Origin of the sequence: Caldivirga sp. UBA161, assembly GCF_002506515.1 — an archaeon.
GTDB lineage: Archaea > Thermoproteota > Thermoprotei > Thermoproteales > Thermocladiaceae > Caldivirga.
Genome location: NZ_DAXS01000011.1, coordinates 14872 through 31376, shown reverse-complemented (window position 1 = coordinate 31376; position 16505 = coordinate 14872). Strand labels below are relative to the sequence as shown.

At 43.8% G+C, this 16505-nt stretch carries 14 protein-coding genes; 5 read left to right on the top strand and 9 right to left on the bottom strand.

Annotated elements, in window-relative coordinates; translation table 11 throughout:
• Positions 1 to 29: 29 nt before the first annotated feature.
• Complete coding sequence (locus tag BP896_RS01375) at positions 30 to 827, top strand: NAD(+)/NADH kinase (protein ID WP_291764879.1); 798 nt, start codon at positions 30 to 32, stop codon at positions 825 to 827.
• Positions 746 to 1204 (top strand): hypothetical protein, encoded by a 459-nt coding sequence (locus BP896_RS01370; protein WP_291764877.1) that lies wholly within the window; start codon positions 746 to 748, stop codon positions 1202 to 1204. The genes BP896_RS01375 and BP896_RS01370 overlap by 82 nt, the downstream gene beginning before the upstream one ends.
• Before the next feature lie 2 nt (positions 1205 to 1206).
• Here the strand turns inward: BP896_RS01370 and BP896_RS01365 are convergent, their stop codons facing one another.
• Genes BP896_RS01365 through BP896_RS01355 form a run of 3 tightly spaced genes read right to left on the bottom strand, consistent with a single transcriptional unit; the run spans position 1207 to position 5478 of the window.
• The gene (locus BP896_RS01365; protein WP_291764875.1) at positions 1207 to 3717 is read right to left on the bottom strand and encodes an STT3 domain-containing protein; all 2511 of its coding nucleotides are present in this window, start codon (positions 3715 to 3717) and stop codon (positions 1207 to 1209) included.
• Between the two features lie 58 nt (positions 3718 to 3775).
• On the bottom strand, positions 3776 to 4684 hold the full coding sequence (locus tag BP896_RS01360) for an electron transfer flavoprotein subunit alpha/FixB family protein (protein WP_291764873.1): 909 nt from the start codon (positions 4682 to 4684) through the stop codon (positions 3776 to 3778).
• A 5-nt stretch (positions 4685 to 4689) separates the two neighbouring features.
• Positions 4690 to 5478, bottom strand: a complete 789-nt coding sequence (locus BP896_RS01355) for an electron transfer flavoprotein subunit beta/FixA family protein (RefSeq protein WP_291764871.1) — start codon at positions 5476 to 5478, stop codon at positions 4690 to 4692.
• A gap of 108 nt (positions 5479 to 5586) precedes the next feature.
• On the opposite strand from BP896_RS01355, the gene BP896_RS01350 reads away from it, so the two are divergent.
• Complete coding sequence (locus BP896_RS01350) at positions 5587 to 7080, top strand: carboxypeptidase M32 (protein WP_291764869.1); 1494 nt, start codon at positions 5587 to 5589, stop codon at positions 7078 to 7080.
• Between the two features lie 68 nt (positions 7081 to 7148).
• Here the strand turns inward: BP896_RS01350 and cobB are convergent, their stop codons facing one another.
• Positions 7149 to 7919 carry an NAD-dependent protein deacetylase gene (cobB, locus tag BP896_RS01345; RefSeq protein WP_291764867.1) on the bottom strand — a complete coding sequence of 257 codons (771 nt, stop codon included), beginning with the start codon at positions 7917 to 7919 and terminating at the stop codon, positions 7149 to 7151.
• Positions 7920 to 7999: 80 nt separating this feature from the next.
• Here cobB and BP896_RS01340 point away from each other — a divergent pair, with 80 nt between their 5' ends.
• On the top strand, positions 8000 to 8641 hold the full coding sequence (locus BP896_RS01340) for an SGNH/GDSL hydrolase family protein (protein ID WP_291764864.1): 642 nt from the start codon (positions 8000 to 8002) through the stop codon (positions 8639 to 8641).
• Positions 8642 to 8646: 5 nt separating this feature from the next.
• On the opposite strand, the gene BP896_RS01335 is transcribed toward BP896_RS01340, so the two are convergent.
• The 3 genes from BP896_RS01335 to BP896_RS01325 all read right to left on the bottom strand — a co-directional run bounded on the left by BP896_RS01335 (position 8647) and on the right by BP896_RS01325 (position 10962).
• The gene (locus tag BP896_RS01335) at positions 8647 to 9810 is read right to left on the bottom strand and encodes a glycosyltransferase family 4 protein (protein ID WP_291764862.1); all 1164 of its coding nucleotides are present in this window, start codon (positions 9808 to 9810) and stop codon (positions 8647 to 8649) included.
• On the bottom strand, positions 9807 to 10385 hold the full coding sequence (locus BP896_RS01330; RefSeq protein WP_291764860.1) for a hypothetical protein: 579 nt from the start codon (positions 10383 to 10385) through the stop codon (positions 9807 to 9809). Before BP896_RS01330 ends, BP896_RS01335 begins: the two co-directional genes overlap by 4 nt.
• A gap of 121 nt (positions 10386 to 10506) precedes the next feature.
• Positions 10507 to 10962 (bottom strand): Hsp20/alpha crystallin family protein, encoded by a 456-nt coding sequence (locus tag BP896_RS01325; RefSeq protein WP_291764857.1) that lies wholly within the window; start codon positions 10960 to 10962, stop codon positions 10507 to 10509.
• A 181-nt stretch (positions 10963 to 11143) separates the two neighbouring features.
• Here BP896_RS01325 and BP896_RS01320 point away from each other — a divergent pair, with 181 nt between their 5' ends.
• Positions 11144 to 12193, top strand: coding sequence for a phosphate signaling complex PhoU family protein (locus tag BP896_RS01320; protein WP_291764856.1), 1050 nt, complete (start codon positions 11144 to 11146; stop codon positions 12191 to 12193).
• Here BP896_RS01320 and BP896_RS01315 read toward each other — a convergent pair.
• Both BP896_RS01315 and BP896_RS01310 read right to left on the bottom strand, forming a co-directional pair.
• The gene (locus tag BP896_RS01315) at positions 12174 to 12779 is read right to left on the bottom strand and encodes a hypothetical protein (protein ID WP_291764853.1); all 606 of its coding nucleotides are present in this window, start codon (positions 12777 to 12779) and stop codon (positions 12174 to 12176) included. The genes BP896_RS01320 and BP896_RS01315 overlap by 20 nt on opposite strands.
• A complete protein-coding gene (locus BP896_RS01310) occupies positions 12779 to 16174 on the bottom strand; it encodes a DNA-directed RNA polymerase subunit B (protein ID WP_291764851.1) in 3396 nt (1131 codons plus the stop codon). Before BP896_RS01310 ends, BP896_RS01315 begins: the two co-directional genes overlap by 1 nt.
• Positions 16175 to 16505 lie beyond the last annotated feature (331 nt).

Below are 16505 nucleotides of genomic sequence, written 5' to 3'. Positions count from 1 at the left end.
GTTTAAAATAGGCGGAGCCGTGGATTCAAATGAAGGTTGGCGTTTATGTGGGGGTATCGTATGGTGTGGACTCCATTAGGCAATTCCTAAGTAAGCTTATTTCATTAACTCAGGGGATCCAATGGTTCTCAGTGGATAATTCAGTGGAGGCATTAAGTGGTTTAGAGGGTAGTGATGTGGATATGATTATTGTGTTTGGTGGTGATGGATCGTTATTGAGATTCATTCACACTCACCCTGAGTTAATGGGAAAGCCCATACTTCACGTTGGGGCAGGTAGAATTAACTTCCTCAGTGAGATATTAGTAACTGAGGAACCCTCAAACATTTTAAGGGCATTTAAGGGTGACTACTACATTGATGAGAGGTACCTACTATCAGCCTCATTTAATGGCTCAAAATGCTACGCATTGAATGAAATAGTAGTTAGGTGTACTGACCCTGGGCGCATGGCTACAATAAGCGTCACTGAGGAGCATGGTGAGGAATTAATGAGCGGTAGAATGGATGGCTTAATAGTGGCTACACCAACAGGCTCAACAGCATATAGCCTAGCTTTAGGCGGGCCTGTGGTGGATTATAGGGTTAAGTCTAAGTTAATAGTACCTATAGCGCCATTCTCAAGAACCCTAGTGCCGATAGTTCACCCATATGATGTTAAAGTTAAGGTTACTTCAATGGATGAATCCTACATCATTTGTGACGGATTTATAAAGGGTAAGGCGGTAAGCCTACTGATTGAGCCATGGCCAGAGAAAGTGAGGCTGGTGAGGTTAAGGAGAATCATGATGTACGAAAAACTGAGGACAAGGCTGCTAAGGCCATGATACTGGACTCAAGCGGCTTATTCCATATAAGGAACGCATACATTATAAGTGAAATCGCTAATGCAGGCTACAGGCTGGTTACAACAAGCCTAATCGCCAATGAGGTTAAGGACATTAGATCCAAGGCACTACTGGATTTAATAAACATTGAAATCATTGACCCAGACCCAAACACCATTAACTCAATTAAACTAAATAATCCTAAGTTAAGTGATGCAGATGCTTCAATAGTAGCCCTGGCATCCTTAATGGCCACCAGCGGTGTGGAGGTTGGCGTAGTAACTGATGATGTAGGCCTTATAAGGGCCTTAAGGAGGTACGTGAAGGATATTAAGGTCATTACAATTAACGTTAAGGGAAGGGGCAAACAGAAGTAAATTTACTTTACTACACTCCTCAAGCCTAAAGTACCGTTAAGTGCAGAGTAATTAATCTTATACACCAACACCCATCCATATGGCCTTGAAACGTAAACCAACTGGAAGCCTGGCGGTGGGGTTAACCAATTACCGTAGAACCACGTGAAGTAAAGCTGATTCAACAGCGTAGTATTAGTGCCAACGAAGGGTGGTGGTATTAGACTTTGACCCAGTATTGGCTGGAACGTCAAAATTAAGTGAACTGCTGAGGATGATGAGGAAGATGACTGAGAGTAGGTTGGCCAAGTATTAAATAACCATAGGGGTAATGTTAATGGTGTTGCCGTAGTAGTTGTCCTTATTTGAGTTAAGCATTGATCAACAGTAATTGAGTAGGCTGGGGCCTCTAAATCAAAGAGGAGGCGGTAAAGCGTGGTGTTGGTTAAGGGTACGTACAGGTTGTACGTCGCAGTTCCACCACTAGGCGTGCTACTAATTATTTCAGCTGCACTAAGTATATGGGTATTAGTGTATTCTGGGGAATTACCAGCTATGGTGCTCATCCAGTAACTCTTAACGAAATCACCACCAGTCGGGTACTCTGGGTAAAGTGCACATAGAGCCACCATACTTTGGGATGATGAGCCAACACTTAAGGCCGACATGGGTGAGGGGACTGTTATAGGGAATGGGTAGTAGGGTAGGAAGACTACAACATAATCAGCGCCAACACTACGCAGTAACTCAAGGGACTTGGTTACATTGGTTGAAGTGAAGGCTGACGCTATTAGCGCGATTTGGGTACCATTAACCGTTGAGTTATCAGCTAGGCTAGTCCTATTACCCATTATCGCTAACCAGTACCCGTAATCCCACCAGGAGGCTAGGACTGAATTATGTGGGGTATTGTATTGAATCCAGTAGAGGGCATCAAGCCAATCACTGGATGGTATTGCTGGTTCCGTGGTTGAGACAATCTGCTGCGGTGCAGCAGCAATGGGTACACCTGACTGTGCAATAACTATGACCGAGGCAGCAAACAATGCAGCCACAACAGCCACGGTTAATAATCCTACTACATCAATACCACGCCTAGCCACGAACCTAATTATTAAGTAAAGGCCATAGGCGGCCACTGGGAGCCAGGCAAACATGAGCATTGTTAACCAAGCCTCACTGGAAGCGAAGTACACTGACATTACTGATGTAATTGATAGTAGTAAGCCAGCTACATCCACTGTGGATAAGGCGTAGGTTAATCCAGTGACCTCGAAGGGAAGCGTGTACCCTGTTGTTGAAAGTAATTGATGGGCAGTTGATGGAGAATGCTCAGCAACACTCTGAACCAAGGCGCTGCGGGCTGTTGGGAATAAGGCAGCCAGGTACTTACCGCCAGGTATATGTATGAAGACGGGTACACCTGATAATGCTAATGCAAGAACAATCACTAGGAATACCACTGCAGCAGCTATAATGTATTTGGACGCTGTAACTAGCTTACGTGCACCAAGCCTCTCCAGTAAAACAACTATAATCGTCACAACCGCCAGTAAAACTGCTAATGTGCCTAATGCACCAAGGCCAAGCACAGCATGTAGCCTATACCTAGGCGTCATGGCTAGGAAAGCTGCGAAACCAAGGTAAGTTAACGTGTAGGTGCCTAAGGCGTTTACAGGGTCGACTGAAATACCGTCAGTAATGCGGAGTGGAATAACCCTACCCCTATAGAGCCTGTAAAGCACATATATTGAGAGCAGTATGGCGTATGCACCATACGCATTCAACACGAAAGTGAATGAACCCCAGAACCATACTAGTGAACCATTCACTATGGCGGCCAAGACCGCATAGGGGATCCAATTCCTCTGCCTAAGAGCCTCAATGAATAAGGCCATGCCGAGCGGCGCTACGAATTGAAATAATGTTGCATCAGCATACCAACTGGCCTCACCCCTCTGTAGGAATATTAGGGAGAAGGCCGCCATTAATGCTGTTAACAGGCCCACATACCTACCTCCAAACCTTGAACCCAGGTAATACATGGATAAGACCGCTAATGCATTCACTATTCCCGGCGTGTAGACTGCTATTGATAGTAGGGTTAAGTGAAGGTGAAGGTGCTTAACTAAAATATCATAGAGTATTAACCCAGTGAAGGATACGCCTGGAGATAGGGTTGTGGCCCAGTTAACTCCCCATGGGTACCAGAAGTGGGTGTTTATGTAAAGGTGCCCATTAATTAAACCCCCACTAAGCCACCACTCAATACCCTTAATGGCCCCCATTTTAAGCATGAATTCCGTTAGGTAGTACCTAATATATGGGTCAAACTCATTAATGTAATTACCCCATAGGAATGCTGGGTAAAGCCTAATGTAAAGCCCAGCGGTGAAGGCTGCGGCTAATGCCGCCAATAGGCCAAACCACTGTGTTGACCTTAATTCCTTTAATTCAGCTTCAGTAAGACTTATCCTAACCTTACCTGGCGCCTTAGCAGCACCACTCCTCTTCCCTCCTCCTGCCTTAACCATGTGGACGGCCCACGGCGCATTTTAATAAAGATTTCCCAAACGATGCTAATTAACTAAGTCAACGCCTCCTCTCCTTAATCTTCCTGGTTAAGGCCGGGAGGAGCCTGTATAGGTCCTCAACAACACCGTAATCACAATACTTGAAGAATGGGGCATTCTTATCAATATTAATCACAACCACCACCCCAGACTCCATCATTCCAGCTAAATGCTGTGGTTGGCCGCTTATCCCAACCGCTATGTATAATCTTGGCTTAACCCTATGCCCACTTAACCCAACCCAATGCTCCTCACTCAACCACTTAAGGTCAGCCGCCAGCGGCCTTGAGCAGCCCAATTGGGCACCCAAGGCCTCAGCCAAGTCAATGGCAAGCTTCAAATCATCCTTACTCTTAAACCCCCTACCAACAGCCACTATTATGTCGGCTTCCTCAATCCTAACATTACTTATTGACTTACCTTCAACGTTAATTAGCTTTAATGAACCTGGTTCAACACTTACATTAGTGACCATAGCCTTATTACCTTGACTATACTGCTTAGGCTTAAACCTAGCAGCCTGTGCAACAATTATTACTGGCCGTTGAACCTCCAATTCCATAATAGCCCTATTCCCAACTGCATTAACTTTAAATGAGGGCGGCTTAAAGTCAGTGGGGTTAATTATGACGGGTATATTCATTAATCCACTTAAGTAACCACTAAGCGTCCTATACACCTTATTATCCGGCATTATTATGTACTTAGCGTCATTAAAATTATTAGTTATGAACCTAGCTAATGGAGCCGGGTCAATTAGCCCACTACCATTAATAGCGTAAACCTTTGATACACCATAATCACCTAGGTTAATCCCTTCATGATTGCCTAAGAGGAGCGCATTTATGGTTAAGCCAGTGGCCTCCATTACTTCTTGGGCTACACCTATGATGCCTAAGTTTCCTTTATCAAGAATTACTAGAATCATTAACCTCACCTCAATACGTTATCCTTAGTTAGGTATTCAATGAGTTTTTCAGCCTTCTCCTCAACACTACCCGAATCAATGATAATACCCCTCCTACTTACTTGAATGGCCTTAATACCCTTAACGTTAATCACCTTATTAATCCTCACATTAATGTCATTAAGCGTTAATAACTTAATAGGCTTCTTAATAGCTAACCTTATTTGAATAACAGTGGGTATCCTGGGCATATTAATCTCCCTGGTCACTGAAACAACTAGTGGTGCTCTTGAATCCACCACCTGCGTTTCATTATCTAAATCCCTCCTAACCGTTACAATACCATTATCAACCTTAAGCTCCTTAACATAAGTCACCACTGGTATTCCTAACCTAGCCGCAATCATTGCTGGAACCTGACCACTATAGCCATCGATTGATGCTTCACCAGTGATTATAATGTCGTAGCCATTAGCCTTAAGCACCTCTGAGGCCACTATGGATGTTACCATTGGGTCCGTTAGGATTAAGGCATCATCAGCAACCACGTAGGCTTCATCAGCACCCATGGCTAGTAACTGCCTAATTAATCCATCAGCCTCCTTAACCCTATCCTTGAGTGGAGGATACTTGAGCACTGTAAGTATGCTTACTTGCTTAGCAATACCTCTTTCCTTAAGTCTCACAGCCTCCTCTACGGCATTCCTATCAATATCATTTATCCTCAGGGGTGTTTCCTCAATTAGTATCCTATCCCCACTGAACCTAAGCTGGGACGTATCTAGGGATAGCTTAACCAGTACCCAAACCCTCATTACTATATACTCCTATTTAGTGCTTTTTAAACAATATGCCTTATTTACTGAAAGATGCATTAAGCAGTGGACTGTAATACTTAATTAACCAAACGCAGTAATCCCCTAATGCTTAGCGTTAACGATAGTAGGGTTAAGGAGGTACTGAAGAAGTATGAACCAATCTGGGCCCTTGACCACGCCTTAGCATTAATGGGTTGGGATCTTGAAACCTACATGCCCAGAAACGGTGTTGAGTATAGGGGTTTTGCAACATCTCAATTAATGCTAATGAGGCAGAAGTTAATGCTTGAGCTAGAAGGCTTAGTTAACAGTATAGATGAGGGAAAGTTGAATGATTATGAGAAGGGTATTGTGAGGGTGCTTAAGCATGAGTTAAAGTTCTACACTAGAGTCCCACCAAGCCTAATAGAGGAGTTAAGTAAAACCACTACTAAGGCTTCTGTGGTTTGGAGGGAGGCTAAGGCTAAGGCTGACTTCAACATGTTTAAACCCCACTTAGGTAAAATAATTGACTTAACAAGGCAAGTTGCAGATAAGTTAGGCTACAGCGGCCATCCTTACAATGCGTTGCTTGACCTATATGAAGAGAATTTAACCACCAATGACTTAGACCCACTCTTCAATAGGCTTGTCGGGGGTATTAAGCAGTTATTGAGTAGGATTGATAGGGGAATTTACCCCATTAAGCATGAGTTGGAGGAAATTAAGTATAATGTTGATGAAATGAGGATCATTAATGAGGAGGTGGCCTTCAGTGTGCTTGGAATGCCTAGGGAGAGGTTCCGGATAGATACCTCAGCTCACCCATTCACCATAGGTATGGCACCTGGGGATGTCAGGATAACCACTAGGTATGAGGGGATTGACTTTAAATCAACACTATTCTCAGTAATACATGAGTCAGGGCATGCCCTCTATGAGCTTCAAATAGATGAGTCACTAGCCTACACGCCATTAGCTAGAGGGGCGTCAACTGGTTTCCATGAGTCCCAGTCAAGGTTCATGGAGAACATAGTAGGTAGGAGTAGGTACTTCGTTAGGTTAATTTACCCAATCCTTAAATCAAGGTTAAGCATACTTGGGAAGTTTAATGAAGATGACGTGTACAGTTACTTTAATGTTGTTAGGCCAAGTTTAATAAGGGTTGATGCTGATGAAGTAACGTACAACCTCCACATTGCTATTAGGTATGAGTTGGAGAAGAGGATCCTTGAGGGATCCATGGAGGTAGGTGATTTACCTGAGGCTTGGAACACATTAATGGAGAATTACCTAGGTGTGAGGCCGAGAAATGATAGTGAGGGGGTTTTACAGGATATTCACTGGAGCCAGGGTTCAATAGGCTACTTCCCAACCTACACCCTCGGTAACGTGATTGCCGCAATAATACTGAGTAGGATTGAGAAGGAGCTTGACTTCAGGAATCTGGTGGAGCATGGGCACTTAGATCCAATTAAGGATTGGTTAAGGGACAGGATTCATAAGTGGGGTGCAGTCTATGAACCTAAGGAGCTCCTTAGGAGGAGCTTAAATGAAGGTTATAACCCGGAGTACCTGCTTAATTACTTGGAGAGCAAGTACGTTAAGCAAACCTATTAGTAGCATATATGCCTTAAATTAAAATAAAAAATAATAATTACTCCTTAAAATTTCTTAATGCCAAGCGACTACTTATTAGCCACAATACCTTTAACCTCATTAAGTATTGCACTTAACGCCTCAGAGGCACTGCAGTGTAGTACTATGTCTGCGTAATCATCGTAATCAGTGGGCTCCAGGTTAATGATTATTAATTTACCACCATGTTCCTTAACCATAAGGGGTATGTAGGCTGCAGGGTATACTGTTAATGATGAACCAACCACAAGGACTACGTCACTTAAGGCAGCCACCTCAAGGGCCCTGTTAATTTCATTAACAGGCTCACCGAAGAGCACTACGTTAGGTCTAAGGATTCCACCGCATTTTAAGCATCTTGGGGGGTTCTCACCCTCCTCATACTTCCTTAAGGCTAAGGTGAACGGGTACTGGGCTCCACACCTCATACAGTACACTGTAGTGTAATTACCGTGAAGTTCAATTACGTTGATTGACCCAGCTGACTGATGGAGGTTATCAATGTTCTGAGTTATCACGTACTTAATAATACCTAACCTCTCCAATTCAGCTAACGCCAAGTGCGCCTTATTGGGTTTCGCACTATTAAGTACACGAAACCTCTCAATGTAGAATTCCCAGAAGCCCTTGGGGTTAGTGTTGAGGTAATCAATTGATGCTAATGATGGATCAAACCTCCTCCAAAGGCCCTGAGGACCCCTGAAGTCAGGTATACCGCTTTCAGTACTTATGCCGGCGCCCGTGAAGGCTATTGCATGCCTACTGCCAGTGAGTATTAAAGCAGCCTCCCTACTGCCTTCTAGGCACTCCCCACTGTTCATTATTATGAGGTGCAGGCGCCTTGATTTAAGCGTTTAATGGTTTAGGTAATACTTTAATACAGTATAGTTTACCTAGACTCATGGCTAAGGCCACTTTTAATTCAGGTGATAGATTAGTCTTCATAGGTGATAGTATAACTGATAGTGGTAGGAGGGATGTAGCCCCTCCCCTGGGTAATGGCTACGTAGCCTTCTTTAAGGATATTGTTGATTCACAGCACCCTGAATTAATGCTTAACGTAATTAATAAGGGAATTAGTGGCAATACTATACGTGACCTTAAGGAGAGGTGGGAGGATGATGTGGTTTCACTTAAGCCAAGGCTTGTTTCAGTGCTAATAGGCATTAATGATGCTCACAGGTTCCTGGGAGGTGACTTAGGGTTATCCCCTGATGATTACTATAAAATGTACAGTGAGGTGCTTGACTTAACCATTAGGAGGATTAACCCTGTGATACTGCTAATGTCACCATTCTATGTAAGCAAGGCTAATGACTTAGACACCTTCAGGAGGAAAGTGCTTCAACTAGTGCCTGAGTACGTTAAGAGGGTTGAGAAGCTTAGTGCCGAGTATTCGGCATTATTCATTAATCTTCATGAGGAGTTCCAGGCAAGGTTAAGTTACATTGAGCCGGAGGCTCTGGCTCCTGATGCGGTTCACCCTACTAGGAAGGGGCATATGCTTATTGCGTTGAGGATTTACGATAAGCTTCTTGGCTAACGCCCTCACCAGTTAACCTTAGTCCTCTCCTCAATGATTGCTTTATAAAGCTCATAAGTCCTCTTAGCTATTATATCCCAAGTGTACCCCTTCATTATTGTTCCCTTAGCCTCATTGGCTAACCTATGGGCTAGGCCCTCATCCTTAAGCAGCATTTCAGCGTAGTAGGCTATTTCATCAGGGTTATCTGGGTTAATTAGCACTCCATTCTCCATATGCCTAATGAAGTCTGTTGGCCCACCCCTATTTGTTGCTATTAATGGCTTACCAAGCGCCATGGCCTCAAGTGCACTTATGCCGAATGGCTCATACCTACTTGGTAATATAACTAGGTTTGAGTGGGCTATTATGCTGTATAACTCATCATCACTCACCTTACCTGTGAAGTAAACCTTACTACCTAACCCAAGTTGATTAGCCAGGTTAACTAAATACTCCCTCATTGGCCCATCGCCAATTATTATGAGCTTAATATTGCTAATTCTACCCAGTAACTTAGCGAAGGCCCTAATTACTGAATCAGGCCCCTTCTCGTAGACTAATCTACCGTAGAAGACTATTAATAGCTCCCAGGGGTAAGCGTACCTGGAGCGGTCATACTTAGGCTTAAAGCTGAGTAACGCCTTATCTATGCCGTTAGGTATCATAACTATCTTATCACCAGGCACACCAAGCACACTCTTCACCTCATTAGCCATATAGCTACTGCACACTATAACCTTCCAGGCCTCGTAGGCAAGTAACCACTCCCACTCATGAATGTGCCTTGACTCAAGGCTATGTAACCCACCCCTCCTACCGTACTCTGTGGCGTGTATTGTGGCTATTAAGGGTACCTTAAACCTATGCTTAAGCACTATACCCGCTGGTGCCGTTAACCAGTCATGCACGTGGATTGCATCAACATCACTTATGTGGCTTAAATCCATCATCATGAATATGTTGAATGAGTGTACCCATGATGTGAAGTCAGGTACCCTGACCTTGAATGCATCAATCAAGTGTACGTTAACACCCTCATCAATAACATGGGTGTCCTCATAACCCACTGTGGCTACGTCAATCTTAACACCCAGCCTAATGAGTTCATGAGTTATATAGTATACGTGCCTACCTAAGCCACCAACTATGTGTGGTGGGTACTCCCAGGAGAGGTGTAGAACCCTCATTTCGTTATCACCCTAGCTAACTCATCGATTGCTGGTACGTAATCAGCACTTATATTGAATCTGCTCTTAAAATCATCCACTGTCCTCTGTTTAAGTCCATAAACCCTATCGCACTGCCTGAAAACCCACCCCTCAATGCTTGCTATTGATGAACCAATAATATCGCTGTCAGGGTCACCACGCTCATACTCAGTGGAAAGTGCTATGCAATTCACCTCAGCGTTTAGGCAGCATGGTTGAGTCGCCTTAGCCAATAACCCCATTATACATCCACCCCACTCGAAGCATACTATTTTATTGAATTCACCATTAACCTTATACCTCATATTAGCGACAACCTGTATTGATGAACTGAGGCCATATGACACAACATTTGGGTAATCCTTAATGGGTAAGCCAACACTAATGACCTTGACTCTATCAAAGTCAGGAGTTTGGCTACTTCCCTGTGTAATAATAATTACCTCATGCCCCAGCGCCTTAAGTGCTGATGAGAGTGATGCTACTAGGTATTGAAGGTCAGTTAACGGTGAACCTATCCTAGGATACTCCCATGAGAATCCTATAATGCGCATTCATTAGCAGAATCTATAGCCCTTTTTAAAGGTTTAAGCAAAATAAATATCATCATAAGGCTTTGCCAGCGGCATTAAAGTACTAGTTTAAGTAATGAACATTAGCTCTATAATTAATTAATTATTCAATAGCAACCTCAGCTGTATTATAACCTGGTAACTTAGTTAAGTGAACCTGCAGTACACCATCCTTGTAATACGCCTTAACATCATCAAGCTTCACGTTAAATGGTAACTCAACCCTTCTACGTAGCTTATAGTTACTAAACCTCTCGAGTAGTACTGGCTTACCTGTTGCTATGTAAGCTGCGGGCTCAACATTAACCTCAATATAATTCATACCAATCCTCAACTTAATCTGCTCCTTACGTACACCAGGCATATCGAAGAGCACTATAACCTTATCCCCATCTTCATATATATCTATGGGCGGTTCCCTATCAATATCCTTACTACCTGTTATCACTAGGCTACTTATTATCCTCCTTAAGGACTTCTCGAGCTCAGTGATTTCCCTACCTATATTAGGTGGATTATTAACTACCTGCTGCTCCTCCTTAACAATCTGAACCTCCATGTGTTTATTTAAACAGTGGTGGTAATAACCTCCTCGTTTAAAATAGGGCGCTGTGGTGTAATGTGTAATATTTAGGTGTAAGTTTTTAATATAAGTGAATGTTAATTATCGATTAGCAATTGATTTAGAGTATTAAGCATAAAATATTTATAGGTGAGTGAAGTAGGTAATGTGACCTATAGTGGCGCTGGAGTCCGAGTCCAGGAGGATACAATTAACAGGTGGTTCAACCTTAATAGTGTCGTTACCTAAGGAGTGGGCTAGGCAACTAAACCTTCAACCGGGTGATGAGGTTGTGCTACTACCCCAGAGGGATATGTCACTCCTACTTGTTCCTAAGAAGGCTATTAAGCCATCCTACACTGAGGCTAAGATCGAAGTCACTGAGGAATTAGCTAAGGGTGATAGGTTAACTAGGGTAACCCTAGGCTACTACCTCGCTGGTTATGATGTGTTTAAGCTATTCTTTAACCAAAACACCATAGGATTAAAGAAGGATATTAAGGATGTTGCAAGGAGGAAGTTAACCGGGGTTGAGATAGTTGATGAGGGTAGGAATACGTTAACACTCCAGAACCTCATTAACATACCTGGTGACATAAGCATAAGTGATATAGTGTTGAAGATTATTAGGGTTATTGAGAGCATGCTGGATGACATTAAGGTTGCGTTAAGTACTGTGGATAAGAACATCCTAGTTGACATAGTGGAGAGGGATAATGAGGTTGATAGATTCTACTGGCTCCTTAATAGGATACTTAAGAAGCTGACTACAAGCAGTTACTACGCCTCAATGTCTGGGATTAAGGACCCAAGGACAATACTTGACTACGCTCTAATAAATAAGTCGCTTGAGAGGCTTTCAGACCACATAGTTCAGATAGCTAATGAACTACTACAGGTGGGTCAGCAATACATTATGGGTATTCCTAAGGAGCAGAGGGATAAGGTGATTGAATACGTGGATAAGGTAATGGAGTTAATAGGCGTGTTAAGTAAGACGATTTCATCCCAAATGACTAATAATATTAATGAAATCAATAACCTAATAGACTTAGCTAGGGAGAAGGCGCGTGAGGTTCGTGGACTTCAGGGAAGTTTAAGGGAATATGAAACATCACCAACAATAATAGCTTCATTCGACTCAGTCCTATATAGCATAGCCAGGATGCTTGAGTATATTTCAGATATTGGGGAAGCGCTGTTAAACATCATGGTTGAGGTTGCTTAATCCCAGGGATTAAATGCAGTGTTACAACATCTTCAAAAAACATGTGGCTATTGAAGAGGGCGTCAATGAAGTATAATGGCTCAATACCCCTAATTAAAGATGACAAGAACTCTAACCCATCACCACTAACTGTGAGGATGAATTCGCAGCATCCTGTCTTAATAATGTTAAATAAGTCCGCTAAGACATCACCCCTGTAGTTCCTGCAAATTGACACGTAGGCTGGGTCACCGCTACTTAACTCATCATTACTGCAGGTTAAGTATGGTGTGTTGAATACTATTAATGAATTACTAAGACTCCTTAAGCAGTCAGTAAGGTTGCAGCAGGCTGCATCAATATAAATACCCTCATCCTCAGCACGCTTAATTGTCTCCCTAACGGCAGTGCAGTTGATATCAGTTGCAATTAATTTCTTAAATGAATTAAACCTCTTGGCTACATTAATTATTATGTAGCCTGAACCACTCCCCACCTCAATGAAGTAGTCGTACCTACTCCTTAATTTAAGTAAGGCTAGGGTAACGTTGAGTGTTTGATGAGTGTCGTCTGATGGGCTATAGGTGAAGTTTGGGAAGTAGCCCATTACCCTATTGGCTCAGAGAGCTTAAGCCTTGGGTATATGCCTAGGCTTATTAACTCCTGTAGCAGTAGCTTGAAGGCGTAGGGTACAATGACCTTAGCTATCCTCCCCTTATCACCGTGTATTGGGCATATTGGCCTCTTCTTAAAGTCATCCCACCAAGCCATCATGCCGCAGTCCTCACACACATACATCGTGTACTTATCACTTGACTCAACCATCCTCTCATGAAGCAGCGCAGCAGCTCCATGGGCTATTAAAACATCCCTCTCCATTTCACCAAGCCTCAACCCACCCTCCCTCGACCTACCCTCCGTTGGCTGCCTAGTAAGTATCTGCATTGGTCCAGTTGCCCTGGCGTGTATCTTATCGGCAACCATGTGGTGTAGCTTCTGGTAGTACACCACCCCAATGAATATGTCTGCGTCAAGCCTAGTGCCCATTAATCCACTGTACATTGTCTCCCTACCACTCCACCTGTACCCTGCCTTCATCAACATGCTCCTAATCGTACTCTCAGGAACACCCTCAAAGGGCGTTGCATCAACAAGTGTACCGTATAGTGCAGCGGTTTTGCCTGCTATGGCTTCAAGCAATTGCCCAATAGTCATCCTGCTTGGTAAGGCATGAGGATTAATCACCACATCCGGCGTTATACCATTCTCAGTGAAGGGCATGTCCTCCATAGGCACTATCATACCCACCACACCCTTCTGCCCATGCCTCGAAGCGAACTTATCACCTAACTCAGGTATCCTAAGTTCCCTAACCTTAACCTTAATTAGCTTAAAGCCCTCACTGCTTTCAGTTATTAGCACTTGGTCAACAATACCCTTCTCACCCCTCCTCACTGTTATTGAATTATCCTTCCACTCACCGGCAAGTTGGCTCTCGGCTAATGCACTATAGAACCTTGGTGGGCTTATCTTACCTATTAAAACCTCCTTACTTGAAACGAAGACCTCCGGCGGCACTATGCCATCCTCATCCAGGTGAGCGTAGGCCTCAGCACCCCTATAATCTCTAACAGTGGGTGGTGGTATTGTTATCCTATCGTTCTCACCCATGGGGTACCTCATGGCCTCAGTTTCATATGATCTGTAGAAGATGCTTCTAAACATACCCCTCTCTATGGCTGCCTTATTAATCATGACCGCGTCCTCTATACTATAGCCCATGAATGATACTAACGCAAGCACTGCGTTTTGGCCTGATGGCCTCATACTGTAGCCTATTAACTCAAGGCCCCTTGTGGTTACTAGAGGCCTCTCAGGGTAGAGTAATAAATGCCCTCTACTATCAATCCTATACCTGTAGTTTGAGTAGGGGAATCCGAGGGATTGCTTAGCCATGGCTGCCTCGTAAATGTTCCTGGGCGATTGATTATGCTCAGAGTAAGGTATTATGTGAGCCACGGCACCCAGCATTATGCTTGGTATAATCTCCATGTGGGTGTACTTGCTTAAGTCAACATCCTTAGTATCACCTATGGTTACAATGGCGTTCTCCTCCTCATCAGCATCAAGGTACTCCACTATACCATTCTTAACCAAGTCATCCCAAGTCCACTCCCCACTCCTCAACTTCTCAATATGCTCCTTAGTTAACCTTAACTTACCATTACTTATAATTAATAATGGCCTCCTTAACCTACCACCATCGCAGTTAACCCTAACTTCATTAAGCTTCTCAATGTAGCCAACATTAATCTCACCATTAATATCTCCCCTCCTCCTAGCCTCCCTAATGGCATTCACAAGCGCCTGCGGATCCCTATGAACGCCTATTAACCTACCATTGAGTATAACGTTAGCTCCCTTAATCTCATTCCTCCTGGCGTCAAGAACATTAATAACACCCATTTCCCTCAACATAGCCTCCACACTGGCCTCATCAACACCCACGGTTACGGTAGCCATAAGGGCCATGTTCTTAACTAAACCACAGTTCTGCCCCTCAGGGGTCTCTATGGCACATAACCTACCCCATTGGGTTGGATGAAGGTCCCTTGCCTCAAAGTGCGGCTGCGTCCTACTTAGTGAGGATACAACCCTCCTTAGGTGGCTTATTGTTGAAATGTAATTAGTCCTATCAAGCATCTGAGTAACCCCAGTCTTACCGCCAACCCAATTACCTGTTGATAAGGCGTGCTTAAGCCTATCACTAATTATATCAGCCCTAACTATTGTTCTTAACTCAGGTATCTTACCCCTTGAATACTGCTTCTCCAATTGATTCCTAAGATCCTGAACAAACTGCGCAAATATTGACCTAAATAATTGCGCCAGTAGGTCACCCACTAACCTAACCCTCTTATTAGACATGTGGTCCTTATCATCAGGCTGCCTCCAACCCTTGTAAAGCTCGATGACACCTGCCACCGCTTGGCCAAGTTCAATAGCCTTACTTAACCTAACCTTATCATCAGGTGTGGTGCCTAGGTGGGGGAGGAAGTACTTATCAAGGTACTCAAGGGCCCTCTGAATCCTTATCTCCCTTGGGTGGCCAAGCACAATCCTCCTACCTATGTAATCCCTAGCCTCATCAACCGTTGGCGCTATTTGAATAGCCATCTCAAATGATGCAAGCAACTCCCTCTGTACCTCATCATTATCGCTTACGGCTAGGGCAATGTCCTGGTCCTTCTCAAGGCCGAGGGCCCTCATAACCACTGGGAATGGCATCCTAGTGGGTATCTTAGGTATCTGGACGTAAATCACACCATCCTTATGATACTCAACCACCACAGTAGTCCTGTAGCCTGGACCCATGGATATTATCTTAGCCCTAGGTATCCTAGTGGCTCCCCTCTCATCGTAATCATATATTGGCTTATTAAGGGCTAGATCCTCCTGGGAAACCACAACCCTCTCACTACCGTTAATTATGAAGTAGCCACCTGGGTCATTTGGGTCCTCAAGCTTCCTAACTATGGCCTGTGGCTTTAGGCCATATAGGTTACAGTACTTTGACTTAACCATTATGGGTAAGTCACCTAGGGGGACAGTCTCAGTGTATTCCTCACCATTTATGTAAAGCATGACTTTAAGCCGCATGGGTGCTGCGTAGGTTATGTTCCTTAACCTAGCCTCCATTGGGTATATTACGTTCTCCACCCCAGTGGGCTCCTTAAACCTCGGCTTCCCCACCTCAACATCAATGAACTTAACCTTAACATCACCTAAATCTATGTTGAATTCCTGGACTATCTCCTTAAGCTTCCTATCTACGAAATCATTGAATGAATCTATCTGATGCCTAGCTAACCCGTAACTCCTCACGTATGATTCAACGAGAGCCCACCTATCCTCACTGGCTATGTATCCTCCTGAATCCTCCGCTCGTAGTATCGGTAATGGCAGTAATGATGTTTGAGAATCCCTCCTAGCACTACTCACAAGCCTACATCATCACTGAGTAGGTTTATAAACTTTCATCTCCAGTGTAGCCGGCTTGGCGTGTAAGGTAATGAGGCAATCCTCTATGCAGTCTGAGAGGCAGCTCTCATTAACCCCAATGTCATTATCGTAGCACTCAGCTACGCAGTGTCGAACACATTCCTTATTCATAGACTTCTACATTAAGCTTTAGTGTTTTTATATTTTTCTCCCCAGAATGACCAGTATGATACTGAGATCACTGCACGGGGGCTGTGCACTCAATGCGCTACCGGTGATTCATTAGTTAACTGAATTTGAGGCTTCATTCCCTATGCGGATACTTTTAAAT